Below are 23,860 nucleotides of genomic sequence, written 5' to 3'. Positions count from 1 at the left end.
CTGAAATACCTGAGAGGTTTACTGTGTCACGTACCATAATGCTTATCCCTACCGGCACCAGCGTCGGGTTGACCAGCGTCAGCCTCGGCGTTATTCGTGCGATGGAACGCAAAGGGGTTCGCCTCAGCGTGTTCAAACCCATCGCGCAGCCCCGCGCCGGTGGCAATACGCCTGACCAGACCACCACCATTATTCGTAAAAACTCCTCCATTCCTGCCGCTGAGCCGCTGCAGATGTCACGCGTGGAATCGCTGCTGGGTTCTAACCAGCAGGACGTGCTGATGGAAGAGATCATCGCTCGCTACCACGCCAATACCCAGGACGCGGAAGTGGTGCTGGTGGAAGGCCTGGTGCCAACGCGTAAACATCAGTTCGCCAGCGCGCTTAACTATGAGATCGCAAAAACCCTGAATGCGGAAATTATCTTTGTAACCGCGCTGGGCAACGATTCACCGGCACAGCTGAAAGAGCGTATCGAAGTTACGCAAAGCAGCTTTGGCGGCAGTAAGAACAAAAACATTACCGGCGTCATCATCAACAAACTCAACGCGCCGGTCGATGAACAGGGCCGTACTCGCCCGGACCTGTCAGAAATTTTTGATGACTCCACGAAAGCCAGCGTCGCGAATATCGATCCGAGCCAGCTGTTTGCCAACAGCCCGCTGCCGGTGCTGGGCTGCATTCCCTGGAGTTTCGATCTGATCGCCACCCGCGCGATTGATATGTGCCGTCACCTGAACGCGCGCGTAGTCAATGAAGGTGAAATTCAGACGCGTCGCGTAAAATCAGTGACGTTCTGCGCCCGTAGCCTGCCGCATATGCTGGAACATTTCCGCCCAGGCTCGCTGCTGGTGACCTCCGCCGATCGTCCTGATGTGCTGGTTGCAGCCTGTCTGGCTGCCATGAACGGCGTTGAAATCGGTGCGATCCTGCTGACCGGCGGTTATGAAATTGATGACCGTATTTACAAACTCTGCGCACGCGCCTTCCAGACCGGCCTGCCGGTGTTTATGGTTGAAACCAATACCTGGCAAACCTCTCTTAGCCTGCAAAGCTTTAATCTGGAAGTGCCCAGCGACGATACGCAGCGCATCGAAAAAGTTCAGGAGTACGTTGCCAGCCATATCAGCAGCGACTGGATTGAATCTCTGACCGCCACCTCCGAGCGCAGCCGTCGTCTTTCGCCGCCAGCCTTCCGTTATCAGCTCACCGAGCTGGCGCGTAAAGCGGGCAAACGCATTGTGCTGCCGGAAGGCGATGAACCGCGTACCGTTAAGGCTGCCGCCATTTGCGCCGAGCGCGGCATTGCGCATTGCGTGCTGTTAGGCAACCCGGATGAAATTCAGCGTGTCGCCGCGGCGCAGGGCGTCGAACTGGGCAAAGGTATTGAGATTATCGATCCGGAAGTGGCCCGTGCCAATTACGTGGCGCGCCTGGTTGAACTGCGTAAAAACAAAGGCATGACCGAAGTTGTTGCGCAGGAGCAGCTGGAAGATAACGTGGTGCTGGGCACCATGATGCTGGAACGTGACGAAGTGGATGGTCTGGTTTCCGGCGCGGTACATACTACCGCCAACACCATTCGTCCGCCGCTGCAGCTGATTAAAACCGCCCCTAACAGCTCGCTGGTCTCTTCCGTGTTCTTTATGCTGCTGCCGGAACAGGTTCTGGTTTATGGCGACTGTGCCATCAACCCGGATCCAACCTCTGAACAGCTGGCGGAAATTGCTATCCAGTCGGCGGATTCCGCAGCGGCATTCGGCATTGAGCCGCGCGTCGCAATGATCTCCTACTCTACCGGCAACTCTGGTGCGGGTAGCGACGTGGAAAAAGTACGCGAAGCAACGCGTATTGCGCAGGAAAAACGTCCCGATCTGGTGATCGATGGCCCGCTACAGTATGACGCAGCAATTATGGAAGATGTAGCGAAATCAAAAGCGCCAAACTCTCAGGTAGCGGGTCGTGCTACGGTATTTATTTTCCCGGATCTGAACACCGGTAATACCACTTATAAAGCGGTACAGCGTTCAGCAGATCTGATCTCCATCGGACCGATGCTGCAAGGCATGCGTAAGCCGGTTAACGATCTGTCACGTGGCGCACTGGTTGATGATATTGTTTATACCATCGCTCTGACCGCGATCCAGGCTGCACAGGCGGAAGCACAGCAAAACTAATTTTGCCTGCTGATTACAGGCGGCCTGCGGGCCGCCTTTTTATTTCCCGCTGTTGACACGGCTATCTTTGCAAATTCTCTGCCCTCCTTTCTTTCTTTTTTCTCTTAATAAAAGGCCCTGCCGACACAATGTTTGTTGTGACTGGATGCGCCCGTTAAAAACGCAATAAATAAGCGCATTGACAAACGCGTGAATTATAAAATAACAAGCGAGACGCCACAAAAAATAAGCGAAGCGGCAACCGACGCGTTTATTTTTCTACGCAATTTGTGAAATTATTTTGGTCAAATCCCCATTCCCTAACTAGCCTTAAATTACCTGAAACAGAGGTGTCGAAATTTTTCACGCACGTTGAAAAATTAATACTGTGGCAACGGGTTAAAAGATAAACATAGGGAGTAAATATTATGAGTGAACATCCTGAGCATCTCCGCAACCGGCACGATACGGCCTGGGTGGAACCGGTGAATGGTGTACCGCTGAAGCGCATTTCATGGAGCGCTATCTTTGCCGGCGTTATCGCTGCGGTATTAGTCCATTTATTATTATCGCTGTTGGGAATGGCGATCGGCACATCCAGTATCGATCCGATGAAAGAGCAAAATCCGATGGACGGCATCGGCACCGGCGCGGCCATCTGGACCGGCCTTAGCATGCTGGTATCCATCGCCGTGGGTGCCTGGGTTAGCGGACGTCTGGCGCAGCGTGAAGGCATGCTGCATGGTCTGTTAATGTTCGGCGTGAATACCCTGTTTAGTCTGTGGCTGGCTATTATGCTGGTTAACTCCGCTATGAGCGGCGCCATGAACGTGATGGGTGCCGGCCTGAGCGCGATCGGCAGCAGCATTAGCGCTGTCGCTCCACAGGCAACGCAAATGGCGCGTGATAAGCTGCAGGAAAGCGGTATTAATCTCGATGACTTGCAGAATGAATTAGAAACCACGCTGCGTCAGACGGGTAAACCTGAGCTGCAGCCGGAAAACCTGCAAAACGATGCGCAAAATGCGGCAAACAGTGCGCAGAATCAGGCGCAGGCCACGGCAAATAATCCACAGAATGCCGATACGGATATTGCTAACTGGATTAAAGGCGTAATTAACAGTAATCAGGACACGTTACAGGCTGCCGACCGTGAGGCACTGAAAAATATTATTCAGGCACGTACCGGTAAATCTGATGCCGAAGCTGAACAGATTGTTACTCAAACGGAACAAACCTATCAGCAGGCGCGTCAGAAATATAATGAGCTAAAACAGCAGGCAGAACAGAAAGCGCGTGAAACTGCGGACAAAGCTGCAGAAGCAACCGCTAAAGCCAGCTGGTTCGCCTTCTTTATGCTGATTATCGAAGCGATTCTGGCAGGCGTCATGGGTATGGTCGGTCGTCGTACTCAGCCGCGTCAGGTACTGAGCAATCAGCGCCCTACAAAACGCGATTAAATACCCTCAGTGAGTAAAAAGGCGGGAGACTCTCCCGCCTTTTTTATTAGAGCAGTTCACGCGCGGCTAAAACAATATCCTGCGCCGTCAGGCCATATTCCTGTTGTAAAAACGCCTGCGTGCCTACCTGACCGTAGCGCTCCTTCACGCCAACGCGCCGCATCGGCACCGGACAGGTTTCTACCAGCACTTCCGCTACTGCCGAACCCAGCCCGTTATGGATACTGTGGTTTTCACAGGTCACAATACGCCCGGTTTTACCGGCATAGTTTTTTATCAGCATGCGATCCACAGGTTTTAGAGTAAACATATCGATCACTGCGGCGCTGATGCCTTCCTGCTCCAGCTGCCGCGCCGCCTCCAGCGCTTCTGTTACCATAATACCGTTGGCGATCAGGGTAATATCTTCGCCATCACGTAACACATTGCCCTTGCCGATAGTAAACGTTGAGCCTGGCGCATATACGGCGGGTGCCTGTTTGCGGATGGTACGCACCCAATAAAAACCGTCCAAATCGATAAGCTGATGCAGCAGATCGTCAAACATTACTGCGTCTGTGACCTCCAGCACCACCGAATGGGCCAGCCCGCGCACAATGCCCATATCCTCAAACGACATATGCGTACCGCCGTTGTGGCAGGCGGTGATGCCGGCATCCGATGCAATGACCTTCACATTATTACGTGCGTAATCCAGCGCCATAAATAACTGGTCAAAGCAGCGACGGCTGGCAAAAGCAGTAAAAGTGTGTACGAAAGGCTTTCGTCCCGTCAGCGACAGCCCTGCGGCAATGCCTATAACATTGGCCTCCATGATGCCGCAGTTGATAACCTGCTGCGGCCAGGCCCGCGCCACGCTATCCATCGCCATTGAACTCATCAGATCCGCCTCAAGGGCGATAATAGAGCTTCCCGCCGCAATCTGTTTCGTTACGAAGCTGGCATATACCTTACGCATCTCGGGCGCGTCGTTTTGTCCTGCAGGTGCAATCTTAATCATGTGCCGCCTCCAGTTGGTGAATAGTTTCCCGGAGCGTCTGTTTCATCTCATCCGTCAGCCGCAGATGATGAGAGTTACTTAACTGCTCAAGGCAGGGCACGCCCTGCCCTTTAATACTGTCGAGGATCACCACGCGTGGGCGGGCATCCGCAGCCGGAACTGGCTGAACCTGCTCCAGCAATCCGGCGACGTCATCGCCTTTTACCGTTACCACATCAAAGCCAAAGGCACGGAATTTTCCTTCAAGGTCAAACGCGCAAATGATCTCGTCCAGCTCGCCGTCAAGTTGCTGTTTGTTCCAGTCGATAAATATCGTCAGGTTATTCAGGCGGTGATGGGCGATAAACTGAAATGCCTCCCAGCACTGGCCTTCATTCAGCTCACCGTCACCAACGATGCAAAACACCCGATTTGACCGTCCCGCCAGCTTATGCGACAGCGCCATGCCACCGGCAATGGAGATCCCCTGTCCCAGCGAGCCGGTTGTAGCATCAACGCCGCGCGTTTTCAGTCGGTCCGGGTGACTGGGAAGCCGGGTGCCGTTCTGGTTTAGCGTGTTTAACGCTTCAACAGGAAAATAACCTTTAATGGCTAATGTGCTGTATAACGCCGGGCCGGCGTGCCCTTTCGACAGAACAAAATAGTCCCGCTCCGGCCAGTCTGGATCTGCCGGGTCGATTTTCATTACCGCGCCGTACAATACCGCCAGCGTTTCCACTACCGACATACTGCCGCCATAATGACCGAAACCCAGCTGCGTCAGAGATTTAAGCGTGGCGATGCGAATATTGCGCGCCAGCTGTGTGACTTCCTGTACATTCATGATTTAGCCCCGCTATTTTCCTGCGGCTTACCGTCCGCAGATCTGTTTTTTGCCATCAGGTTGTAGGCCACCAGCAGCACGAACAACGCCACTACCAGTCCCGTAATGGCCAACGGCGGCAGATAGCGCGCCAGATTACCCAGCACAATCCCGATTACGCCAAAATCAGCGTCTGAGAAGGTGGTATTGGCAAAGCCTATCGCGCCCAGTACCGGCAGCAGCAAAACCGGCAGAAAGGTAATCAGCAGCCCGTTAGCGAATGCGCCAACCATTGCCCCGCGCCGTCCGCCGGTGGCGTTACCAAACACGCCAGCCGTCGCGCCGGTAAAGAAGTGCGGCACCACGCCTGGTAAGATCAGTACCAGTTTGAGCTGCCCCAACAGAAATAACCCCACCAAACCGCCAAGGAAGCTGAACAGAAAGCCAATCAGTACCGCATTAGGGGCGTAGGGATAGACAACCGGACAGTCCAGCGCAGGACGCGCATTCGGCACCAGCTTTTCCGAAAATCCGGTAAAAGCCGGAACGATTTCCGCCAGGATCAGACGCACGCCCTGCAGGATGATAAACACGCCCGCCGCGAAGGTAATCGCCATGATAATGGCGTACACCAGATAGTGCTGACCGCCGCTGAACTGGCTTTCAACATATTCTCTGCCCGCGCTTACCGCCATAATCAGATAAATAATCATCATGGTCAGAGAGATGGAAATTGAGCTATCGCGCAGGAAGCTGAGGTTTTTCGGCAGGTTCATCTCTTCGGTGGATCGGGAGCCTTTACCGCACTTGCTGCCGATCCAGCCGGAAAGCACGTAGCCAAGCGTGCCGAAATGACCGAACGCAATATCATCACTGCCGGTAATACGTTTCATATAACGCTGCGCCAGCGCCGGGAAAAAGGCCATAACCAGGCCTAAAATCAACGAGCCGGTAAACACCAGGCCAACGTCTCCGAACCCGGCTACGGTCAGGATCACGCTGATCATACAGGCCATATAAAAAGTGTGATGTCCGGTCAGGAAAATATATTTCAGCCGTGTAAAGCGCGCGACAATAATATTCGCCACCATCCCGAATGCCATGATCAGCGCGGTAGAGGCACCATATTTTTCCAGTGCAATAGAGACAATGGCCTCGTTATTGGGAATAATACCCTGGATATTAAAGGCGTGTTCAAACATACCGCCCAGCGGATTTAATGACCCGACCAGCACCGTTGCGCCGCCGCCCAACACAATAAAGCCGAGAATAGTTTTAATTGTGCCCTTAACAACGTCAGAAAAAGACTTTTTCTGTGCCACCAAACCAATTAAGGCAATTAAACCCACCAGCACCGAGGGCACTTTAAGAATATCAACGATAAAATTCAGCGTTTCCCGGATAAACATATCCACCTCGCTATAGAGATTTTATTTTTCAGGCTGCTTTTTCCTGGCTGGCGTTATATACCCGATTAAAAACATAAGAAGCGTTCGGTTGCCGCCTTGCTGCACCCTGAATTTTGATGTTTTGTGATTATTGTTTGTCGAACCAGGCGCGCAGCTGCGTTTCCAGTTCATTGATATCGATAATGTTCTTAATCACCACCAGCTTGCTTTCCGGCACGCTGGCGCTGGCGGCGATATCCTTTGCCATAACAAACAGGTCTGCCGCGTCAGGCGTTGCGGAAGAGAGATCGGCATGCTCTACCTCCGCCTCTCTGCTTAGTTTTTTCAGTACTTTTTTAATATTCATTTCGATCATAAAACTGCTGCCAAGACCGGAACCGCAAATAGCCATGATTTTCATGTTTACCACCTTTTTGAGTAGAGAGGCCCCCACCACGCTGGCGCGTAATGTATTTAAAATCGAAATGCGAAGTGAATTCAGAAGCGTTCGATAATCTTTTTAATATCCTCCACGCTTTTCGCCTGATGTAATTGTTCCATATCCTTATCGCTGGAAAACAATTCCGCCAGCGCAGATATCATTTCAATATGGCTATGTTTATCAGGCGCCGCGAGCATTACTATCAGATCTACCGGGTCAAAGGCTTCAGACTTAAAGGCTACGCCGCGTTTTAGCTTGAGCAGCGATAGCCCTAATCCTTTTGCTCCCTCTTCCGGTCTGGCATGCGGCATCGCCAGCCCGGGTGCCAGCACATAATAAGGTCCCAGCTGGCGATGCTGCTCAATCATTGCCGTAACGTAATTGGGTGTGATGACTCCGGCCTCCAGCAACGGCCTGGCCGCGAGTTCCAGCGCCTGCGGCCATGCTTCTACGCTCTCCTGTAGCCTGATGGTGGCGTCATGCAGCCATTGTTTAAGCACTTTTCTGTTCCGCCGTTTAGCACAAGATGAACAAACTTTATGCAAGGCAACAATTGTTAACCGTGATAATAATCACAAAGATAGCGCTACCAAAAAGTATCATGCAAAATTGTGATAGCGCTATCAAAGCGTAATCCTGGCAGGAATTCACAGTAAGCAAAGAGGCTTAAGGCGTATACTCTCTGCTATGTGAAGCGAAGGAAGACACTCAGCGTCTGGTCAGCAGGAATGTGTATGTCTCTAACCCGAAAACGGCGCAGTACCGGTAAAGTCACGCTTGCTGATGTGGCTCAGCTTGCCGGTGTGGGCACCATGACCGTATCCCGTGCGTTACGTACGCCTGAACAGGTTTCCGATAAATTACGTGAAAAAATTGACGCTGCGGTGCAGACGCTGGGATATATGCCCAATCTTGCCGCCAGCGCGTTGGCATCAGCCTCATCCAGAACCATCGCCATGGTGGTGCCCAACCTTGCCGAGGCGGGCTGCCCGGAGATGTTTGCCGGGCTGCAACAGGCGCTACAGCCTGCCGGATATCAGATTATGCTGGCGGAATCGCGCCATCGTCTTGAACAGGAAGAGAAGCTGCTGGAAACGCTACTCGCTTCCAATATTGCCGCCGCAGTTTTGTTGAGCGTTGAGCACAGCGATACCGTGCGCCACTGGCTGCACAACGCCGCGATCCCGGTGATGGAAATAGGCGCAATACGCGCCGATCCTGTTGATATGAATATTGGCATTGATAACGTTGCCGCAATGTACGAACTCACCGACATGCTTATCCAGCGCGGTTACCAGAATATCGGCATGCTCTGCGCTAATCAGGAACAGTGGATTTTTCAGCAGCATCTGCAGGGCTGGTATAAAGCGATGCTGCGCCATCATTTATCGCCCCATCGCGTGATCAACGCGGCGCTTCCGCCTAATTTTTCCACCGGCGCCTCTCAGCTACCGGAATTTTTACTGGCGTGGCCAGAACTGGACGCGCTGGTCTGCGTTTCCGACGAGTTGGCCTGCGGTGCGCTGTATGAATGCCAGCGCCGACGGATCAAAGTGCCGGACGAGCTGGCGGTGGTGGGTTTTGGCGACAGCGATGTCAGCCGCGTTTGTCAGCCGCCGTTAACCACCATCGCGGTGCCGCATCGCAAAATTGGTATCGAGGCGGGACGCGTACTGCTGGCGCGTTTAAACCATGAGGAGTGGAGCGATCGGCAACCGATCGCTTCCAGTTTATGTTTGCGGGATAGCTGCTGAGGAATTATTCCGCCTTGACCTGTTTTTCCTGCCTGGCCGGTTCGTTATTGGCGTTGCGGCTGAGCCACAGCGATAGCGCCTTCAGCGAATCGGAGGTGAATTCATCACAGCGGGCGGTGATCTCTTCCGGGGTCAGCCAGAAAACCTCAACCACTTCTTCCGGCTGCATGGCAAACGGGCCGTGAGAAACGCAGCTGAACAGCGCGCCCCAGACGCGGCAGTGTTCATCTTCAAAATAGAACTGACCATGTTCGGCGAACGGCACGGCAGCGATACCCAACTCCTCTTCTGCCTCACGACGTGCAGACTCCAGATACCCTTCCCCGCTTTGCACCACGCCGCCTGCGCACGCATCCAGCATGCCGGGCAGAAAATCTTTCGTTTCCGTTCGGCGCTGCACCAGAATATTACCCATGCCGTCGTGCACCACTATATAGGTAGCGCGATGACGCAAATGTTGTGCCCGCATCTGGGCACGGCTGGACTGAGCGATAACTTCGTTATCTTCGTTAACGATATCTACCCATTCAGTGCCGGCATCCTGACCTTGCTCCACCATCAGTAACCCTTTTCGTTCTGGCGCCCATTGCGCGATGATATTTCCCACAGGTTTTGCGTTACGTTGACGCAAACCGCCATAACTTAAAGGCTTCGCCTGCCGGACGCAAGCCGGGCGATTAGCCTTTTTTAACCGACTCTCCCAGCCACAGCTGAACCGAGGCGCGCTGCCACTGAAACCAGGCGTATTGCGCCAGATTTTCCGGCAATTCATCACCATGCAAAGCCAGACGATTCAGCATAATAGCCAGGTCGGTATCAGCAATAGACCATTCGCCAAACAGGTTCTGTTGCCCTGCGCTCAGCAAACGTTGCGCGCCTTCGATAAGTTTAGCGGCGCTCTGGCGCGCTTCCTCGCTAAGCGGTGAATATTTTTCACCGGCAAAGATAACTTCTGTAGGGCGTTCCTGACGGAGCGGCATAAAATCGCTGCGCAGCCACGCCTGCAGTTCGCGCGCACGGGCGCGTTTCTCGCGATCGTGTGGATAGAGACGTTCATAGTCGGGCGCAGGAAAACACTCTTCCAGATATTCAATAATCGCTGAGGATTCGCTGAGATACAGACTATCCAGCGCCAACGCAGGAACGCGGCGGGTCAGCGAAATGGCCGCATACTCTTTGGTCAGATGTGCGGCATGTGCCAGATCGACTCGCTGTAGCGTAAAAGGTAGTGCTTTTTCCCTCAGGGCGACATAAACGGACATCACCCAGGGACTGTAGCAATGAGCATCTGACCACAGCTTAATTGTAGGGTATTGCATGCGGTTCTCTCCTGCGAGTTAACGATCGGTATATTTGGCCAATCGATAATAGCACCACTGTAAAGGTTCTCTTCTATGCTGAATAAAGAGTGATAAAACAGGGATGAGGCCTGGCATGCAAATATTAATTACCGGCGCTACCGGCCTGATTGGGCGTCATCTGGTGACGCATCTGCTGGCGCGTGGCGATCGCGTCAGCGTAGTAACGCGTAACGTCGAGGCGGCGCGCGATCTGCTTGGCCCGCAGGTCAGTATCTGGTCCGGGCTTAATCAACAGCGCGATCTCAACGGCATCGATGCGGTGATCAACCTTGCCGGCGAGCCCATTGCCAGCAAACGCTGGACGCCACAGCACAAGCAGCTGCTGTGTGAAAGCCGCTGGCAAATCACCGAGCGGCTGGCCTCATTAATCAACGCCAGCAGCGAGCCGCCTGCAGTACTGATTTCCGGTTCGGCCACCGGTTATTATGGCAATGCTGGCGAGTCAGTATTAACCGAAGAGGATAGCGGTCACGATGAGTTTACCCATCAGCTTTGCGCCCGCTGGGAAGCGCTGGCGATGACCGCCGCCAGCGATCGTACCCGCGTTTGCCTGCTGCGCACGGGCGTCGTACTGGCAAAAGAGGGCGGCGCGCTGGCGCAGATGAAAAAACCCTTTCTGCTGGGCCTCGGCGGTCCCATCGGCAACGGACGTCAGTTTCTGCCGTGGATCCACCTGGAGGATATGCTGAGCGGCATTCTCTGGCTGCTGGACCATCCGTTGCAGGGGCCTTTCAATATGGTTGCGCCGTATGCGGTACGCAACGAACAGTTTGCCGCCACGCTGGGTAAGGTGATGCATCGCCCGGCGCTGATACGCACGCCGGCCAGCGCAATAAAGCTGCTGATGGGGGAATCCTCGGTGCTGGTGCTGGGCGGACAGCATGTGTTGCCCCAGCGGCTGGAGGCATCCGGCTTCCGCTTCCGCTGGTATGAGCTGGATAAGGCGCTGGCCGACGTCATATAAACACCCTGATAAAAAACGGCTGACCGGCGCAGAGCTATCCGCTTATAACGCCCCTGCCAGGCTATTTCAGCACGCCGGAAAGAAACTGCTGGAGACGCGCGCTTTTCGGTTGGCTGAAAAGCGTCTCTGGCGGCCCTTCCTCTTCTATTTTGCCCTGATGCAGAAAAATAACGTGGCTGGAGACATGGCGGGCAAACTCCATTTCGTGCGTGACCACTACCATGGTTTTCCCCTCTTCCGCCAGCTTCTGCATAATGCGCAGCACTTCGCCCACCAGTTCAGGATCAAGCGCTGAGGTTGGCTCATCAAACAGCAGCACATCCGGCTCCATCGCCAGCGCACGGGCAATGGAAACGCGCTGTTGCTGACCGCCGGAGAGGTTGACCGGATACTTCGCCTGAGCGCGCTCGTCAATGCCCACCTTATTGAGATAGCGCAGCGCGCGTTCCCGCGCCTCGGTCTTGCTCAATCCCAGCACCTGAATCGGCGCTTCCATGACATTCTCCAGCACCGTCATATGGTTCCAGAGATTAAAGTGCTGAAATACCATGGTGAGACGCGTACGCAGCAGGCGCAGCTGCTCTTTATTGGCGACTTTCAGCTGCCCGTCACCGTCACGCACCAGCTTTATAGGCTGGTTATTGACCGCAATCGATCCTTCGCTGGGCTTTTCCAGAAAGTTTATACAGCGCAGGAAGGTGCTTTTCCCGGAGCCGGACGATCCGATAATGGTAATCACATCACCGGCGTTTGCCTGGAGCGATACGCCTTTTAACACCTCATGCTCACCATAGCGTTTGTGCAGTTCGGTAACGTTGAGTTTATTTTCAGCCATAGTCGTACTCAGTGGGACGATGAAGGTTTAAGGTGCGCCAGCCAGCGTTTTTCCGCCTTGCGGAACAGGCTAATCAGCACGTACGAAATCACTAAATAGATCACTGCCGCAATGCCAAAGGCGGTAAACGGCTGATAGGTTGCGGCATTGATATCACGCGCGATTTTCAGCAGATCGGGAACGGTGGCGGTAAAGGCCAGCGCCGTTGAGTGCAGCATTAAGATCACTTCATTGCTGTAGGCAGGCAGTGCGATACGCAGCGCCGCAGGCAGAATAATGCAGCGATAGAGCTTAAAAGTAGAGAAACCATAGGCGCGCGCCGCCTCAATTTCTCCATGCGGGACGGAGCGAATCGCACCAGCAAAAATCTCGGTGGTGTAAGCGCAGGTATTCAGCGTAAAAGCCAGCAGCGTACAGTTCAGACCGCTGCGGAAAAAGGCGCTGAGCAGCTCCGATCCCTTGACCACTTCCAGCGTATACATGCCGGAATAGATGATCAGCAGTTGCACATAGAGCGGCGTGCCGCGAAAAATATACGTAAAAAACCATACCGGCGCGCGCACCGCTCTGTTTGGCGAAACGCGCGCGATAGCCAGCAGCACCGCCAGGGCACCGCCGACGGTCACCGAAAGGATTAACAGCCACAGCGTAATTGCCACGCCGGTGAAGCGATAGCCGTCGGTCCAGAGCAGCGCTTTCCAGTATTCCTGTAAAATCTCGATCATAGCTCGGCCTTCTTCACGCCAACGGAATAGCGACGCTCCAGCCACCACAGTACGCCGTTTGATAAGGTAGTGAACAGCAGATAGATAATGCCGGCGACAAGGGCGAACCAGAACGGCTGCCAGGTGCTTTTGCCAGCCAGCTGGGTCGCTTTTACCACATCCTCCAGCCCCAGCAGCGAAACCAGCGCCGTGGCTTTCAGCACCACCTGCCAGTTGTTGCCGATGCCGGGCAGCGCAAAACGCATCATGGAAGGGAAAAGAATGCGGCGAAATACCTGCGAGCCGGTAAAGCCAAAGGCGGTTGCCGCTTCTATCTGCCCTTTCGGTACCGCCATAAAAGCGCCACGGAAGGTTTCGGTAAAATAGGCACCATAGATGAAGCCGAGAGTGATCACCCCGGCCGCCATCGGATCGATATCAAACTGCGCGATCCCCAGCATGGTGGTAATTTGGTTGAGTGCGATCTGCAGACCATAAAAGATCAGCAGCATCAACACCAGATCGGGCACGCCGCGTATCAGCGTGGTATAAGCCTCAGACAGCAGCGCCAGCGGACGATGGCGCGACAGGCGTGCGCCAGCGCCCACCAGACCTAAAATCACCGCGAGCAATACCGAGCTGAGCGCCAGCTCCAGCGTCACCAGCGCGCCGCGCAAGATAACTTCAGAATAGCCATACAGCATCAACGAAATCCTGGCGTAACAGAAGAAACAAAATGCCGCTCGCGCTAAGCAAGCGGCCATAACGGTCGGCGATTAATTACCGTAAACGTTAAAATCAAAATACTTTTTCGCGATCTTGTCATAGGTGCCATCTTTGCGCATTTCAGCAAAGGCTTTATCAATGGCCGCCTTCAGTTCGCTATCTTCTTTGCGCAGCCCGATACCGGTGCCGACGCCAAAGATTTTGTCATCTTTTACTGCCGGACCGGCAAAGGCGTAATCTTTGCCCACCGGCTGTTTCAGAAAGCCTTCGCTCGCCTGCACTTCATCCTGGAAAGCGGCATCGATGCGGCCCGCATTCAGATCCTGATAGACCAGATCCTGATTAGCGTAAGGCGTGATGGTAACGCCTTTCGGACGCCAGTACTGATTCGCATAGGTTTCCTGGGTGGTGCCCTGCAGCAGGCCGATATTTTTCCCTTTTAACGACTCCGGCGTTGGCTCCAGTTTTGCGCCTTTTGGCGCTACCAGCCGCGAGTTAGCGGCATAAAGCTTGTCAGAGAAGGCGATCTCCTGCTGACGCTTTTCAGTGATAGAGAGCGAAGAGATAATAAAATCAATTTTCTTCGCCTTCAGCGAGGGGATCAGCGCATCAAAATCGCTCTCCACATAGGTACAGCGAGCCTCAATACGTTTGCAGATCTCATTGGCCAGATCGATATCAAAACCGACCAGCTCGCCCTGCGCATTTTTCGATTCAAACGGCGGATAGGTGGGATCGTTACCGATACGCAGCGTTTTCGGTACGGCAGCGCCGACAGTGCCTGCGAAAGCCAGCAGCAAAGAGAGAGCCAAAACTCGCTTTTTCATGGGTTATCCTCAAGTGAAGAGCTTATAGTTATGTGAGATGTGACAGGTTTGCTTTCAGGAAACTGCACTTTTCATGCCAGTTTACAATGCTGCGGCATGAATGACGTCTGGCCTTCACGGCAGCAAAAAACGGACATAAGCGCTTCGTTTGTGAATGAAATATAGCAGGCTTGAAAAGAGGAAAAAGCGACATTGTTACGTTTTGGTGCATGACCTGCACGAAAAGTGATCCAGGCCGGATTAATGCACCAAAACAGAACATTTTATGTGAGGTTATGCACCCTGCCAGCGCGTGAACAGATCTTCCGGCAGAGTAATATCAAACTGATCGAGTACGCGATTCAGCGTTTGATCGACTACCTCCATCAGGCTCTGCGGGCGATGATAAAAGGCTGGCACTGGCGGCATCACAACGGCGCCCAGCTCGGCGGCAGCGGTCATCATCCGCAGATGTCCCAGATGCAGCGGCGTTTCCCGCACACACAACACAAGGCGTCGGCGCTCTTTCAGTACCACGTCGGCGGCTCGCGTCAGCAGCCCATCGCTATAGCTGTTAACGATGCCGGAGAGCGTTTTCATCGAACAGGGTAAAATTGCCATCCCTGCGGTTTTAAACGAACCGGAAGAGATGCTGGCAGCGATATCACGCACATCATGCACCACATCGGCAAATCCCTGAACTTCGCGCAGGGTAAAATCTGTCTCCAGCGCCAGCGTTTGGCGGGCGGCATTGCTCATCACCAGGTGCGTTTCAATTTCCGGCAGCGGCTTTAAAAGCTGTAACATGCGAACGCCGTAAATGACGCCGCTGGCGCCGGAAATGCCAACGATCACTCTTTTCATGAAAATACTTTCCTTATTGGTGGGAGGTTAAGTTTGGACGCCCGCCCACAAGATTACAATCAAACCGTTAACGCGACGCCCTTTAGCACCTCTGCCTGTGCAGCAAAAAGATGAATAAGGTGATCGGCTACCACCCTGACCCGACGCGAATGCGCCAGATCGGCATGCATTACCAGCCACACCGGCTGCTCAACGCCCGGCTCCGCCAGCAGACAATGCAACCCTGCCCGCTGCGCCAGAAAATGAGGCAGCAGCGCTAAACCCATCCCGGCAACGGCGGCGGAAAGCTGTGCCGCCAGCGTATTGGTTTCCAGCCGACAGGGACGCCCGCGCAAGGTACGTAAAAGCCATTTTGCTGCAGGCAGATGATGATGCGTTTCCGCCCAGCCAATAAAATCATCATGCTCGAAAGCGGCGTTCTCTTTATCGAAGCGCCGGGTGGTCAGATAAGAGGCTGACCCGTACAGGCCGAAGCCCAGCGTGCCTACGCGTTTTATCGTTAAATTACCTGCTTCAGGGCGCACCATGCGTACTGCCAAATCGGCATCGCGGCGGTGCAGATTTACCGTTTCCAGGCCGCTGATGACCTCTACCCGCAGTTCAGGATGCTGCGAGAAAAGCGCCCCCAGCGAAGGGATAATCAGCGGGTTTGCCAGATTTTCCGCTGTCGCCAGCCTTACCACTCCCGCCACCTTGCCCTGGGTTTGCGCCGCCTCGCCAAAAGCAAGCGCGGCATGTTCCAGCGCTTCAGCCCGTTCCAGCAGCGCTTCGCCATCATCGGTCAGCCGATAGCCGGTCTGATGGCGGCTGAAAAGCGGTACGCCCAGCGCGGTTTCAAGCCGATCCAGACGGCGCGACAGCGTGGCGATCCCGATGCGCAGTTCATCTGCAGCACGACTTAAGGTGCCGCAGCGGGCAACGGCAAGAAATATCCGGGCATCATCCCAGTGAATAGAGGCGTACATTTTGTTTTTCAAAAATGGAAAACGGAACGCCGATTTTAACGCTACTTCGCCAATAGAGAAAAGCAGATACTTCCTGCAACCAACAGGAGGAGCAAAAATGCAACAACGACAGCTGACAAAAAATCTGCAGGTTTCTGCACTGGGCCTGGGCTGCATGGGAATGAGCGAATTCTACGGGCCGCGCGATGACGCTGCCTCGCTGCGCGTACTGGAACAGGCGCTGGATAGCGGAATTAACTTCTTTGATACGGCAGATATGTATGGTCCTTATCACAACGAAGAGATCATTGGTCGCTTTCTGGCCTCCCGGCGGCAACAGATAAAAATTGCGACCAAGTTCGGCATTGTGCGCCAGCCGGGGGAATACCGTCGCCATATCGATAACAGCGCGGACTATGCCCGCCGCAGCTGTGAAGCTTCGCTGCGACGTTTGGGCATTGAGCAGATCGATCTCTATTACGTTCACCGTCTGGATAGCGCAACGCCGGTGGAAGAGACAATGGAAACGCTGGCACAGCTGGTACGTGAAGGAAAAATTGCCCATATCGGCCTGTGCGAAGTTAGTGCAGCCACGCTAAAACGGGCGCATGCAGTTCATCCGGTGGCGGCACTTCAAACGGAATATTCACTCTGGACACGCGAGGTAGAAAACGCAGTGCTGCCGACCTGCCGGGAGCTGGGTATCGGACTGGTGGCCTACTCTCCGCTTGGGCGCGGCTTTTTAACCGGTCGCTTTCAGCCAACGACAACCTTTGTGCCCGGCGATTTCCGCGCCAGCCTGCCCCGTTTTCAGCCGGAAAATATCGCCAGGAACCAGCCGCTTGCTGAAGTGATCGCTGCGTTGGCGACAGAAAAAGCGTGTACCGCCGCCCAGATTACCCTTGCCTGGCTGCTGGCGCAGGGAGAAGACATTATTCCCATTCCCGGCACCTGTAATCGCCTGCATTTGCAGGAGAATGCGGCGGCGCTCAAGGTAACGTTAAGCCCGCAAGAGCTAACAGCATTACGGGAGGCGGTGACGGCATTACCGGTAGCTGGCGAACGTTATACCGCAGAAGGCATGAAAGGTCTTGATGCGTAAGCAACTTAAGACAAGGAACCAGATATGAGCAGAACCGCAATTCTTGAGAAGCCAGCTATTCAGAGCTGGCGTAGCTGGCTGGCCGTGGTGGCGCTGGGCATTAGCGCTTTTACTATTGTGACCAGCGAACTGGCCCCGATCGGCCTGCTCTCGGCACTGGCGCAGGATTTTAACCAGTCTCAGGCCGGGACCGGGATCATCGTCACGGCCTATGCCTGGGTAGCAGCGGTGGCCGCACTGCTTTCCGGGGCTTTGCCGCAGCGCGTTCCGCGCCACATGCTGCTGACCGGCATGATGCTGGTATTGGCAGCATCCTGCCTTGCCGTCGCCTGGGCCAGTTCTTTCAATCTGCTGCTGGCGGCACGCATCACTGGCGCGCTGGCTCATGGTGCTTTTTGGGCATTGATCGGCACCGTTGCCGCCCAGTTGGTTCCGCCTGCCCGCTTTGGATTAGCGACCGCAATTATTTTTGGCGGGGTTTCCGCTGCCAGTGTGGCAAGCGTGCCACTGGCTAATTTTCTGGCGAACGTGGCGGGATGGCGTAGCGCCTTTATTATTGTTGCCGTGATTGCTCTGTTAACCGCCTGCGTTATCGCCTGCAGCGTTCCACCTCTGCGGGCGACATCTCCGATCGGGCTGCGTGCACTGTCAGCGCTCTTAACGCAGCGCTCTTTTTTACAGCTTTATCTCGCCACTGCCTGTGTGATTACCGCGCATTTTGCAGCCTTTACCTGGATAGAACCCTTGTTGTCAGAAACCTTACGGTTGCCTGCCCCGCTGGTAAGCATGCTGCTGTTGGTATTCGGACTGGCGGGTATTGTTGGCAATGTGCTGGCGGGTAAGCTTATTGATCGTCATTTGAAAGGTCTGGCGATTGCAGCACTAATCATGGCGGCGGCTGCCGTTGCGCTGTTAGCCATATTGCCTTTACAGCGGCATCCGGCTGTGACTGGATTACTGCTGTTGGGCTGGGGAACAGGCATTGCGGTGATTTTTGTCGGCTTTCAAACGTGGCTGTTACGGCTGGCTGGCGCTGCCGCACAGGCCGCTTCGGCAATTTATGTCGCTATTTTCAATGTGGCGATTGGCTCAGGTGCGCTGGCGGGAAGCCTGCTCCTGCGCTTCACATCAATTAATGGTGTGCTGCTGACGGCATCGGTGGCGATTCTGCTCGGACTGCTCCCGATCCTGCTGTTGCCTCCGCCGGTAGAGCATTAAGTTTTTGACGGGGCTTGCCGCTATGGGAACCCCTGTTAGTTTTATGCTAAGCAACGTCATGATGCGGTAGCTAATTCAAGCTGATTGTAGAGTTTGCGGCGTAAGTTATTAAGCTTTCTATTTTCATAAAGCAAAGGTATACCCTCTTTATGAAGAACAAGATCGTTAAATGATCCCATGCCGCCATATAGCGCCTTCAGCGATCTAAGCGATGACTCGTAGTCCATATCAAGCGCCGAGCCTAAATTTTCAAATTCTTTCGCCCATGAAAGCTCATCATTGGATGAGAGTATACAGGCAATATCAGTAATGATTTTTCGTATCTCATGCTTCATTTTAAACCTCCGCTGCTCAGTACTTTAACGCCAGGAATTTCCCACGGCTCCATTATTAACACTTGTTCCGTACCGCCCGAATAAAGGGCATTCTGATATCCAACCTCACCCACATACACCCTGGTTCCCGCAGGGATTTGTATTTTATGATAGCTATCAAGGGGTGATTTATTACCGTTAGGCCACCTGGGTAACAAGGCTTTATCTATGCGGGTTTGTAGTATGCCTTGAGGTTGTTCATATCCGAAAAACTGGCCCAATGGCCTATTGGCTACGCCACCCCGAAAGAATGTCGTATCGGTTGATAATATTATTTCTTTGTATATGCCACCAGAAAATGTCCCGGCGATATCATTAGGTAACGGTCCTGGCTTTATCATTGAGTATTCTCCCTCAACCTTTCCAAGAACATGTAAGCTTCTTAGTTCAAAAATTTTACTGCTTGCACCTAAATGACCCATACCGAAAGCAGCTGCAACAGAAGCGCCTGCGATAAGCAGGCCTTTGACCTCGTCAGACATCATCTGCTGATAACCGGCGAGCGCATCGCCTCCGAGCTGTTCTGCGGTCTGTCTGAAACCGTCGGGATTACCGTTATACATCCCGCCTGCCGCCAGCAGCCGTCCGGCGGTTTTGCTGTTGATGATGTTCAACGGCGCGGACTGCTTTACCTTCGCCTGCCGGGCAGGTAACACCGTGGGACGTGGTTTTCCGCCCCTCCTGCTGTAGTCGCGGCGGGCAACCGACCGCTTATACTCACGGATAATATCCCGCGCCCCGTCAAACTTATACGCCAGAGGGTTGCGGCAAATCAGTTCGCCATGCTCATCAATATAAAACAACTCCCCCTTTGTGACAGAAGACCCGCCGAGCATCACCACCTCGCCGCTGAAGAGCATTCTTCGTAGCTTTTCCCGCTCCCGCGGCCCGTGCGGCGGCAGCTGGTTGGTATAACCGTTAACGTCGCGCTGATACATATTAATCAGCTGAAATCCCAACGTTGGACGGTCATCAAAAACGTATTTGCTGTCGATATGCCACCAGGCGGAATAAGGAGAAATAATTTCCTCATATTTTTCCGGGGCCAAATCGTCACGTGGCAGGTAATAAAGATCGGTTCCAGGCAGGCTGAAGCTCATGCATCATATCCTTATGATGGAAACACAGGATAAAAATCGCACATCCTGTCAGCAGCTTCAACCATAAAAACCTATGATTTTCATGAAATTAATAAATCAACTACAACGGTTCCTGTGATTATCGCTGGAAAGATTTATTGGCTGAGAATAACGTTTTCACTTCAGCCAGCTTAGAACCAGCGCCGTAAAATAGAGGCCCATGCCAAACACCAGGTGGGTCATCAGGCTGCGCAGGCGCGCCCTGGCTGGCGAAGCTGTTTTCGCGGCGGCAATGCCAAAACCCAACATTGGTTGCATAATAAAAAACGGAAAACAAAGCGTCAGCATGCCGGTCAACAATGCAGGCGCAAGCGTCGGCTGATACAGCCACGTTTTGCCCGTTAGCATTATCAACAGCGCCGCAAACACGATTCCCGTAACGTAGTGAATCAGCCAGCCAACTAATTTTTCTCCCTTATGCGGTGGCGTCGACATAATCGGACAGTGAACCCATTTTCCGTGCCGCAGCCACAGCAAAGCCCTGCCCACCAGCGCATAATCCAGCGACGGGACAGAAAAAAAACGCCGCTGCGAAAATCCCCATACATCCATTACTGCTGTCGCGCCAATCCCTGTAGCGATGACATCTAATACGAGATTTTCCATCTTTACCGCCCCCTTTTATGTTGAAATGTTAAGCTGTGCGGCATTGTGCAACCTGAAGCTGACTTCAAGTCAACAGAAAAACAGGACCTGAAATGAAAGCGTTAGATATTGCAGAGGTGGTAAAAATATCGGGCGTATCACCTTCTGCGCTGCGGTTTTATGAAAAGAAAGGACTCATTACGCCGACAGGCAGAAAAGGATTACGGCGACAGTACCAGGCAGAAGTCATACAGACGCTGGCGTTGGTGGCTTTAGGAAGACTGGCAGGTTTTACGCTGGATGAAATAGCTGAGGTTGTTAACCCTAAAGGCTATGCAATCCAGCGCGAACAGCTGATGGCGAAAGCAGAGGAAATTGATAACACGATTAAGCGTCTGGCAAAAGTACGCGACGGGCTACGTCACGTGGCGAACTGTAGCGCGCCCAGCCATATGCAGTGTCCGCAGTTTCAGAAAATCATCAAAGCTGCTCAGCGTTCTACAACACATCCCTGTCCAGTGAGGTAAAGCATGACCACCGTTACCCGCCCAAAAAAGCGACGCTACATCTTTTATGTGGCAAGATCGCGTCAGGTAAATCCACGCTTTCGGCAAAATTAGCAGCTTCGCCCGGTACAGTGTTGATTAGCGAAGATCGATGGTTGGCGGCACTCTATGCTGATGAAATGCACTCTGTAGCAGATTATGTTCAGTATTCACTAAAACTCAGAAATGCAATGAAACCACACCTGGTTTCATTACTTGAGGCGGGAGTAAGCGTTGTTTTAGATTTTCCGGCAAATACGCTGGCAAACCGTGACTGGATGATGAGTATCATTACAGAATCTGGTGCTGAGCATTGTCTGCACTATCTCAAAGTTGCTGACGAAGTCTGTAAGTCCCGCTTACACGCACGCAACGCTGCAGGTTCGCATGATTTTTCAGCAACGGATGAACAGTTTCACCAGATAACGCGTTATTTTGTCGAACCCGGCGCAGACGAAGGTTTTCATGTAATTGAACACCCTTAAAGCCAATGCTGTGAGGTAAACCGCGTCAGACGGTATTGCTTTACAGGGCGTGAGTTAACTTGCTGGCAAACCCCATTGCTGGAGAAAATGGCAAAATCTTTTTGCCAGCGATAATTTACACAGGCTGCTTCGATATACATAACTCTCTGGCAGCCCATCAATCAATAATCGCGATAAAGCAGCATCATTAGTAAACCGGCGGCGTGACACCAGAATCTGCAGGCGTAACGATTTTTTCCAACTTACCAATTTGTGAAATATCACTTTGCGAAATCACACTGCTGATATTGGAATCAGGAAAACGGAGATCCTTGATAACATGTATTTTAGCAGGAGCGCCCTTACTGTCAGTATCCATCACCCATGCCAGAAAACCCCCAGCGTATTTGGCCAGGCTTCCAATCGGCGATGGTCCGTAGAGTTGAACATATTCAATAAGCGCGGCTTTTTCATAGGCGCTTCCCGCTTCATTTATCTGGCGGTAAGCCTCCAGCGGTGAGTGAGCCGGAATATCATTACGCGCGTGCTCTAACTTGTTGATCGCCTTAATCACCGAGACCAGTCGCGATAGCTCCGAAAGCTGCTCCCCACGTTTGCCTGCCGGATAACCCGTGCCGTCCAGACGTTCATTAGCATTTTCAATCACATCGCGGCAAACCGGGCCGGGCATCCAACCTGATTCCGGCAGTTTTCTGATAAGCTCTTGCACATGCCCGCGAAGAATTTCCTTCTGAGCGGGATTCATCGACAGTTTCAGGGACGGCAGACTGGCGCTCATTAACAGGGGTTTGCCCATAGTGTGCATGAGCGCACCCAGCACAGCTTCGCGCACCTGGGGATGATGCGGGTTACGCAGCAGCAGCATATCAGCCAGTTTACCGGCAACCTGCACAGCATGTCTGACCCATTCTGGCTTATTCCATAATACCGACAGGGCATAGAGAAAAGCTTTACGGTCTCGTCTCACCAGGCTGAGTATGCTATCGGCACAGCCATAAAAGACATCAATTGAGAACTGACTCCGGGACTTAAGATACATCAACCCGGCCTGGAGCTGGTGCGCCACGTTAATGACATCACTCTCCATCGGAATATGGCGCGCGCGTTTCTCACGCTCTATCGCTGCCAGTTTTAACATCTTTAATTCCTTATGACCGGGAATAAACAGAGGAGACTTGAAAATCAATTTACCGCTCATACCGATGCGGTAAGAAGCTTCTCTCTCTGCTTCATTTACAAAGTGAAACAGCGTCTGTAACTGAGACGATGAAAGATTGATAAAGTTAAAATAAACCGCAGCATAACCGTGATTGCCGAAGGGTCGGATATGACGAACCCTGCCTTCGGCAAAAAAGCTTTCGCCATTGGGAAACTCCAGCGTAATGCCGGGGATCTCCAGGCCTACGTCAAGCGCAATACTGTCGACCAGATCCACCTCAACCATACAGCAGTTGACGGATAACTCACGCAGCCTGCCTGGGACGTTAAGTTCATGCGGATAAACTTCAACATGGGCACGGGCCTGCATACCAAGAATAAAGGGCACACGAAGGGTGCCTTCGTCATCATTAGCGAAAATGGTATCAGGGAGTTGAAAATCAAGACGATACAACATGCTGTTCGTCTTGTGCAGTTTGGCAGGGATATTACTAAGACTATAGGTTTCCCGTTCAGTGGTGGGAGACCCTTTCAACGTTTCGATATCAAAGATCAATCCGTCACTGGTCAGATATTTTTCAATATTCGAGCCGCCATACTCCACTTCCAGGCTCATGTTACCGGTATTCAGGTTGAGCTCAGAGATTTCAGCCTTTAACGCATAGGGCATGTCCTCGGCATAAACAGACAGAGAATGTGTATGCTGAAGTAGTGAACGAATGATATTTGATGAAGGAGAAGCATATTGAGTCATAATATAAACACCTGGCATTAAATTTAAAAGGAGTTGCCCGAAATGCCAGTTATCTGGCATCAGATATGGTTTATACCTATTATTAGGTAGATGGTACTTTGATACCTGTTATCAGGTGCAAGGCGCTTCTACTATCAATTCCCTGGTACATTCTTTTTTAAGACTGCTTGCTCAAAAATAATCGACCCGGAAAAGCCGAAGTCAAAGAACAGTAATGTTAAGAATGTAGTTCCCTTTAAAAAACATAATCAAGTCTGAATAAACAAATTTATTCGACGGGAAATATATATATTC

Annotated in this window: 25 protein-coding genes; 8 read left to right on the top strand and 17 right to left on the bottom strand. The window is 52.8% G+C overall.

All coding sequences use genetic code 11. The features are described from left to right. The first annotated feature begins 23 nt into the window (after nt 1–23). Both pta and ACQE3Y_RS01805 read left to right on the top strand, forming a co-directional pair. Complete coding sequence (gene pta, locus ACQE3Y_RS01810; RefSeq protein WP_426971871.1) at nt 24–2,177, top strand: phosphate acetyltransferase; 2,154 nt, start codon at nt 24–26, stop codon at nt 2,175–2,177. A 407-nt stretch (nt 2,178–2,584) separates the two neighbouring features. Next, nucleotides 2,585–3,616, top strand: a complete 1,032-nt coding sequence (locus ACQE3Y_RS01805; RefSeq protein ID WP_426971870.1) for a hypothetical protein — start codon at nt 2,585–2,587, stop codon at nt 3,614–3,616. Nucleotides 3,617–3,662: 46 nt separating this feature from the next. On the opposite strand, the gene ACQE3Y_RS01800 is transcribed toward ACQE3Y_RS01805, so the two are convergent. The 5 genes from ACQE3Y_RS01800 to ACQE3Y_RS01780 all read right to left on the bottom strand — a co-directional run bounded on the left by ACQE3Y_RS01800 (nt 3,663) and on the right by ACQE3Y_RS01780 (nt 7,748). Beyond that, complete coding sequence (locus ACQE3Y_RS01800) at nt 3,663–4,616, bottom strand: transketolase family protein (RefSeq protein WP_426971868.1); 954 nt, start codon at nt 4,614–4,616, stop codon at nt 3,663–3,665. Next, nucleotides 4,609–5,439 (bottom strand): transketolase, encoded by an 831-nt coding sequence (locus ACQE3Y_RS01795; RefSeq protein WP_426971866.1) that lies wholly within the window; start codon nt 5,437–5,439, stop codon nt 4,609–4,611. Before ACQE3Y_RS01795 ends, ACQE3Y_RS01800 begins: the two co-directional genes overlap by 8 nt. After that, the gene (locus ACQE3Y_RS01790; protein ID WP_426980737.1) at nt 5,436–6,827 is read right to left on the bottom strand and encodes a PTS ascorbate transporter subunit IIC; all 1,392 of its coding nucleotides are present in this window, start codon (nt 6,825–6,827) and stop codon (nt 5,436–5,438) included. The genes ACQE3Y_RS01795 and ACQE3Y_RS01790 overlap by 4 nt, the downstream gene beginning before the upstream one ends. 127 nt (nt 6,828–6,954) lie before the next feature. Then, nucleotides 6,955–7,227, bottom strand: a complete 273-nt coding sequence (locus ACQE3Y_RS01785; protein WP_250650450.1) for a PTS sugar transporter subunit IIB — start codon at nt 7,225–7,227, stop codon at nt 6,955–6,957. Between the two features lie 77 nt (nt 7,228–7,304). Next, nucleotides 7,305–7,748, bottom strand: coding sequence for a PTS sugar transporter subunit IIA (locus tag ACQE3Y_RS01780; protein ID WP_426971864.1), 444 nt, complete (start codon nt 7,746–7,748; stop codon nt 7,305–7,307). Nucleotides 7,749–7,982: 234 nt separating this feature from the next. Here ACQE3Y_RS01780 and ACQE3Y_RS01775 point away from each other — a divergent pair, with 234 nt between their 5' ends. Beyond that, nucleotides 7,983–9,002, top strand: a complete 1,020-nt coding sequence (locus tag ACQE3Y_RS01775) for a LacI family DNA-binding transcriptional regulator (protein ID WP_426971863.1) — start codon at nt 7,983–7,985, stop codon at nt 9,000–9,002. A 4-nt stretch (nt 9,003–9,006) separates the two neighbouring features. On the opposite strand, the gene yfcD is transcribed toward ACQE3Y_RS01775, so the two are convergent. Beyond that, nucleotides 9,007–9,561, bottom strand: coding sequence for an NUDIX hydrolase YfcD (gene yfcD, locus ACQE3Y_RS01770; RefSeq protein WP_426971862.1), 555 nt, complete (start codon nt 9,559–9,561; stop codon nt 9,007–9,009). Nucleotides 9,562–9,679: 118 nt separating this feature from the next. Beyond that, on the bottom strand, nt 9,680–10,321 hold the full coding sequence (gene yfcF / locus ACQE3Y_RS01765) for a glutathione transferase (RefSeq protein ID WP_426971861.1): 642 nt from the start codon (nt 10,319–10,321) through the stop codon (nt 9,680–9,682). A 115-nt stretch (nt 10,322–10,436) separates the two neighbouring features. Here yfcF and ACQE3Y_RS01760 point away from each other — a divergent pair, with 115 nt between their 5' ends. Then, nucleotides 10,437–11,327, top strand: coding sequence for a TIGR01777 family oxidoreductase (locus ACQE3Y_RS01760; RefSeq protein ID WP_426971860.1), 891 nt, complete (start codon nt 10,437–10,439; stop codon nt 11,325–11,327). Nucleotides 11,328–11,388: 61 nt separating this feature from the next. On the opposite strand, the gene hisP is transcribed toward ACQE3Y_RS01760, so the two are convergent. The 6 genes from hisP to ACQE3Y_RS01730 all read right to left on the bottom strand — a co-directional run bounded on the left by hisP (nt 11,389) and on the right by ACQE3Y_RS01730 (nt 16,227). Then, the gene (gene hisP, locus ACQE3Y_RS01755; protein WP_426971859.1) at nt 11,389–12,162 is read right to left on the bottom strand and encodes a histidine ABC transporter ATP-binding protein HisP; all 774 of its coding nucleotides are present in this window, start codon (nt 12,160–12,162) and stop codon (nt 11,389–11,391) included. Between the two features lie 8 nt (nt 12,163–12,170). Beyond that, nucleotides 12,171–12,887 (bottom strand): ABC transporter permease, encoded by a 717-nt coding sequence (locus ACQE3Y_RS01750; RefSeq protein WP_250650455.1) that lies wholly within the window; start codon nt 12,885–12,887, stop codon nt 12,171–12,173. Beyond that, the gene (locus tag ACQE3Y_RS01745; protein ID WP_250650456.1) at nt 12,884–13,570 is read right to left on the bottom strand and encodes a histidine ABC transporter permease HisQ; all 687 of its coding nucleotides are present in this window, start codon (nt 13,568–13,570) and stop codon (nt 12,884–12,886) included. Before ACQE3Y_RS01745 ends, ACQE3Y_RS01750 begins: the two co-directional genes overlap by 4 nt. A 72-nt stretch (nt 13,571–13,642) precedes the next feature. Further along, nucleotides 13,643–14,419 carry a lysine/arginine/ornithine ABC transporter substrate-binding protein ArgT gene (gene argT / locus ACQE3Y_RS01740; protein WP_250650457.1) on the bottom strand — a complete coding sequence of 259 codons (777 nt, stop codon included), beginning with the start codon at nt 14,417–14,419 and terminating at the stop codon, nt 13,643–13,645. Nucleotides 14,420–14,692: 273 nt separating this feature from the next. Continuing rightward, complete coding sequence (locus ACQE3Y_RS01735) at nt 14,693–15,262, bottom strand: UbiX family flavin prenyltransferase (protein WP_250650458.1); 570 nt, start codon at nt 15,260–15,262, stop codon at nt 14,693–14,695. 59 nt (nt 15,263–15,321) lie between these two features. Next, nucleotides 15,322–16,227: a LysR family transcriptional regulator gene (locus tag ACQE3Y_RS01730; protein WP_426980736.1), complete on the bottom strand. Its 906-nt coding sequence runs from the start codon at nt 16,225–16,227 to the stop codon at nt 15,322–15,324. 97 nt (nt 16,228–16,324) lie between these two features. On the opposite strand from ACQE3Y_RS01730, the gene ACQE3Y_RS01725 reads away from it, so the two are divergent. Next, the gene (locus ACQE3Y_RS01725; RefSeq protein ID WP_426971857.1) at nt 16,325–17,308 is read left to right on the top strand and encodes an aldo/keto reductase; all 984 of its coding nucleotides are present in this window, start codon (nt 16,325–16,327) and stop codon (nt 17,306–17,308) included. 24 nt (nt 17,309–17,332) lie between these two features. After that, on the top strand, nt 17,333–18,526 hold the full coding sequence (locus ACQE3Y_RS01720) for an MFS transporter (RefSeq protein WP_426980735.1): 1,194 nt from the start codon (nt 17,333–17,335) through the stop codon (nt 18,524–18,526). Nucleotides 18,527–18,582: 56 nt separating this feature from the next. On the opposite strand, the gene ACQE3Y_RS01715 is transcribed toward ACQE3Y_RS01720, so the two are convergent. The 3 genes from ACQE3Y_RS01715 to ACQE3Y_RS01705 all read right to left on the bottom strand — a co-directional run bounded on the left by ACQE3Y_RS01715 (nt 18,583) and on the right by ACQE3Y_RS01705 (nt 20,645). Then, a complete protein-coding gene (locus ACQE3Y_RS01715; protein WP_426971855.1) occupies nt 18,583–18,861 on the bottom strand; it encodes a DUF6966 domain-containing protein in 279 nt (92 codons plus the stop codon). After that, the gene (locus ACQE3Y_RS01710; RefSeq protein ID WP_426971854.1) at nt 18,858–20,000 is read right to left on the bottom strand and encodes a hypothetical protein; all 1,143 of its coding nucleotides are present in this window, start codon (nt 19,998–20,000) and stop codon (nt 18,858–18,860) included. The genes ACQE3Y_RS01715 and ACQE3Y_RS01710 overlap by 4 nt, the downstream gene beginning before the upstream one ends. 156 nt (nt 20,001–20,156) lie before the next feature. After that, on the bottom strand, nt 20,157–20,645 hold the full coding sequence (locus ACQE3Y_RS01705; RefSeq protein WP_426971853.1) for a DUF2938 domain-containing protein: 489 nt from the start codon (nt 20,643–20,645) through the stop codon (nt 20,157–20,159). A gap of 92 nt (nt 20,646–20,737) precedes the next feature. Between ACQE3Y_RS01705 and ACQE3Y_RS01700 the strand changes: the two genes are divergently transcribed. Further along, nucleotides 20,738–21,151, top strand: coding sequence for a helix-turn-helix domain-containing protein (locus ACQE3Y_RS01700; RefSeq protein WP_426980734.1), 414 nt, complete (start codon nt 20,738–20,740; stop codon nt 21,149–21,151). Next, nucleotides 21,136–21,654 (top strand): AAA family ATPase, encoded by a 519-nt coding sequence (locus ACQE3Y_RS01695; RefSeq protein ID WP_426980929.1) that lies wholly within the window; start codon nt 21,136–21,138, stop codon nt 21,652–21,654. Before ACQE3Y_RS01700 ends, ACQE3Y_RS01695 begins: the two co-directional genes overlap by 16 nt. Before the next feature lie 187 nt (nt 21,655–21,841). Here ACQE3Y_RS01695 and ACQE3Y_RS01690 read toward each other — a convergent pair whose 3' ends face one another. Continuing rightward, a complete protein-coding gene (locus ACQE3Y_RS01690) occupies nt 21,842–23,566 on the bottom strand; it encodes an HD domain-containing phosphohydrolase (RefSeq protein ID WP_426980733.1) in 1,725 nt (574 codons plus the stop codon). Nucleotides 23,567–23,860: the final 294 nt, after the last annotated feature.

Origin of the sequence: Pantoea sp. FN0305, from assembly GCF_050113845.1 — a bacterium.
Taxonomy (GTDB): domain Bacteria; phylum Pseudomonadota; class Gammaproteobacteria; order Enterobacterales; family Enterobacteriaceae; genus Mixta; species Mixta alhagi.
The sequence above is the reverse complement of the archived record's forward strand: the minus strand, read 5'-3'. Positions and strand labels throughout refer to the sequence as shown.

What these genes read in the sequence shown, in the direction of transcription:
- ACQE3Y_RS01805 (WP_426971870.1), top strand. Translation starts at nt 2,585, where the DNA reads ATGAGTGAACATCCTGAGCATCTCCGCAACCGGCACGATACGGCCTGG.
- ACQE3Y_RS01785 (WP_250650450.1), bottom strand. Translation starts at nt 7,227, where the DNA reads ATGAAAATCATGGCTATTTGCGGTTCCGGTCTTGGCAGCAGTTTTATG.
- ACQE3Y_RS01750 (WP_250650455.1), bottom strand. Translation starts at nt 12,887, where the DNA reads ATGATCGAGATTTTACAGGAATACTGGAAAGCGCTGCTCTGGACCGAC.
- ACQE3Y_RS01720 (WP_426980735.1), top strand. Translation starts at nt 17,333, where the DNA reads ATGAGCAGAACCGCAATTCTTGAGAAGCCAGCTATTCAGAGCTGGCGT.
- ACQE3Y_RS01700 (WP_426980734.1), top strand. Translation starts at nt 20,738, where the DNA reads ATGAAAGCGTTAGATATTGCAGAGGTGGTAAAAATATCGGGCGTATCA.
- ACQE3Y_RS01790 (WP_426980737.1), bottom strand. Translation starts at nt 6,827, where the DNA reads ATGTTTATCCGGGAAACGCTGAATTTTATCGTTGATATTCTTAAAGTG.
- ACQE3Y_RS01725 (WP_426971857.1), top strand. Translation starts at nt 16,325, where the DNA reads ATGCAACAACGACAGCTGACAAAAAATCTGCAGGTTTCTGCACTGGGC.
- ACQE3Y_RS01690 (WP_426980733.1), bottom strand. Translation starts at nt 23,566, where the DNA reads ATGACTCAATATGCTTCTCCTTCATCAAATATCATTCGTTCACTACTT.
- ACQE3Y_RS01795 (WP_426971866.1), bottom strand. Translation starts at nt 5,439, where the DNA reads ATGAATGTACAGGAAGTCACACAGCTGGCGCGCAATATTCGCATCGCC.
- ACQE3Y_RS01745 (WP_250650456.1), bottom strand. Translation starts at nt 13,570, where the DNA reads ATGCTGTATGGCTATTCTGAAGTTATCTTGCGCGGCGCGCTGGTGACG.
- ACQE3Y_RS01775 (WP_426971863.1), top strand. Translation starts at nt 7,983, where the DNA reads ATGTCTCTAACCCGAAAACGGCGCAGTACCGGTAAAGTCACGCTTGCT.
- yfcD (WP_426971862.1), bottom strand. Translation starts at nt 9,561, where the DNA reads ATGGTGGAGCAAGGTCAGGATGCCGGCACTGAATGGGTAGATATCGTT.
- ACQE3Y_RS01730 (WP_426980736.1), bottom strand. Translation starts at nt 16,227, where the DNA reads ATGTACGCCTCTATTCACTGGGATGATGCCCGGATATTTCTTGCCGTT.
- ACQE3Y_RS01760 (WP_426971860.1), top strand. Translation starts at nt 10,437, where the DNA reads ATGCAAATATTAATTACCGGCGCTACCGGCCTGATTGGGCGTCATCTG.
- ACQE3Y_RS01710 (WP_426971854.1), bottom strand. Translation starts at nt 20,000, where the DNA reads ATGAGCTTCAGCCTGCCTGGAACCGATCTTTATTACCTGCCACGTGAC.
- ACQE3Y_RS01715 (WP_426971855.1), bottom strand. Translation starts at nt 18,861, where the DNA reads ATGAAGCATGAGATACGAAAAATCATTACTGATATTGCCTGTATACTC.
- ACQE3Y_RS01735 (WP_250650458.1), bottom strand. Translation starts at nt 15,262, where the DNA reads ATGAAAAGAGTGATCGTTGGCATTTCCGGCGCCAGCGGCGTCATTTAC.
- ACQE3Y_RS01800 (WP_426971868.1), bottom strand. Translation starts at nt 4,616, where the DNA reads ATGATTAAGATTGCACCTGCAGGACAAAACGACGCGCCCGAGATGCGT.
- argT (WP_250650457.1), bottom strand. Translation starts at nt 14,419, where the DNA reads ATGAAAAAGCGAGTTTTGGCTCTCTCTTTGCTGCTGGCTTTCGCAGGC.
- yfcF (WP_426971861.1), bottom strand. Translation starts at nt 10,321, where the DNA reads ATGCAATACCCTACAATTAAGCTGTGGTCAGATGCTCATTGCTACAGT.
- hisP (WP_426971859.1), bottom strand. Translation starts at nt 12,162, where the DNA reads ATGGCTGAAAATAAACTCAACGTTACCGAACTGCACAAACGCTATGGT.
- ACQE3Y_RS01705 (WP_426971853.1), bottom strand. Translation starts at nt 20,645, where the DNA reads ATGGAAAATCTCGTATTAGATGTCATCGCTACAGGGATTGGCGCGACA.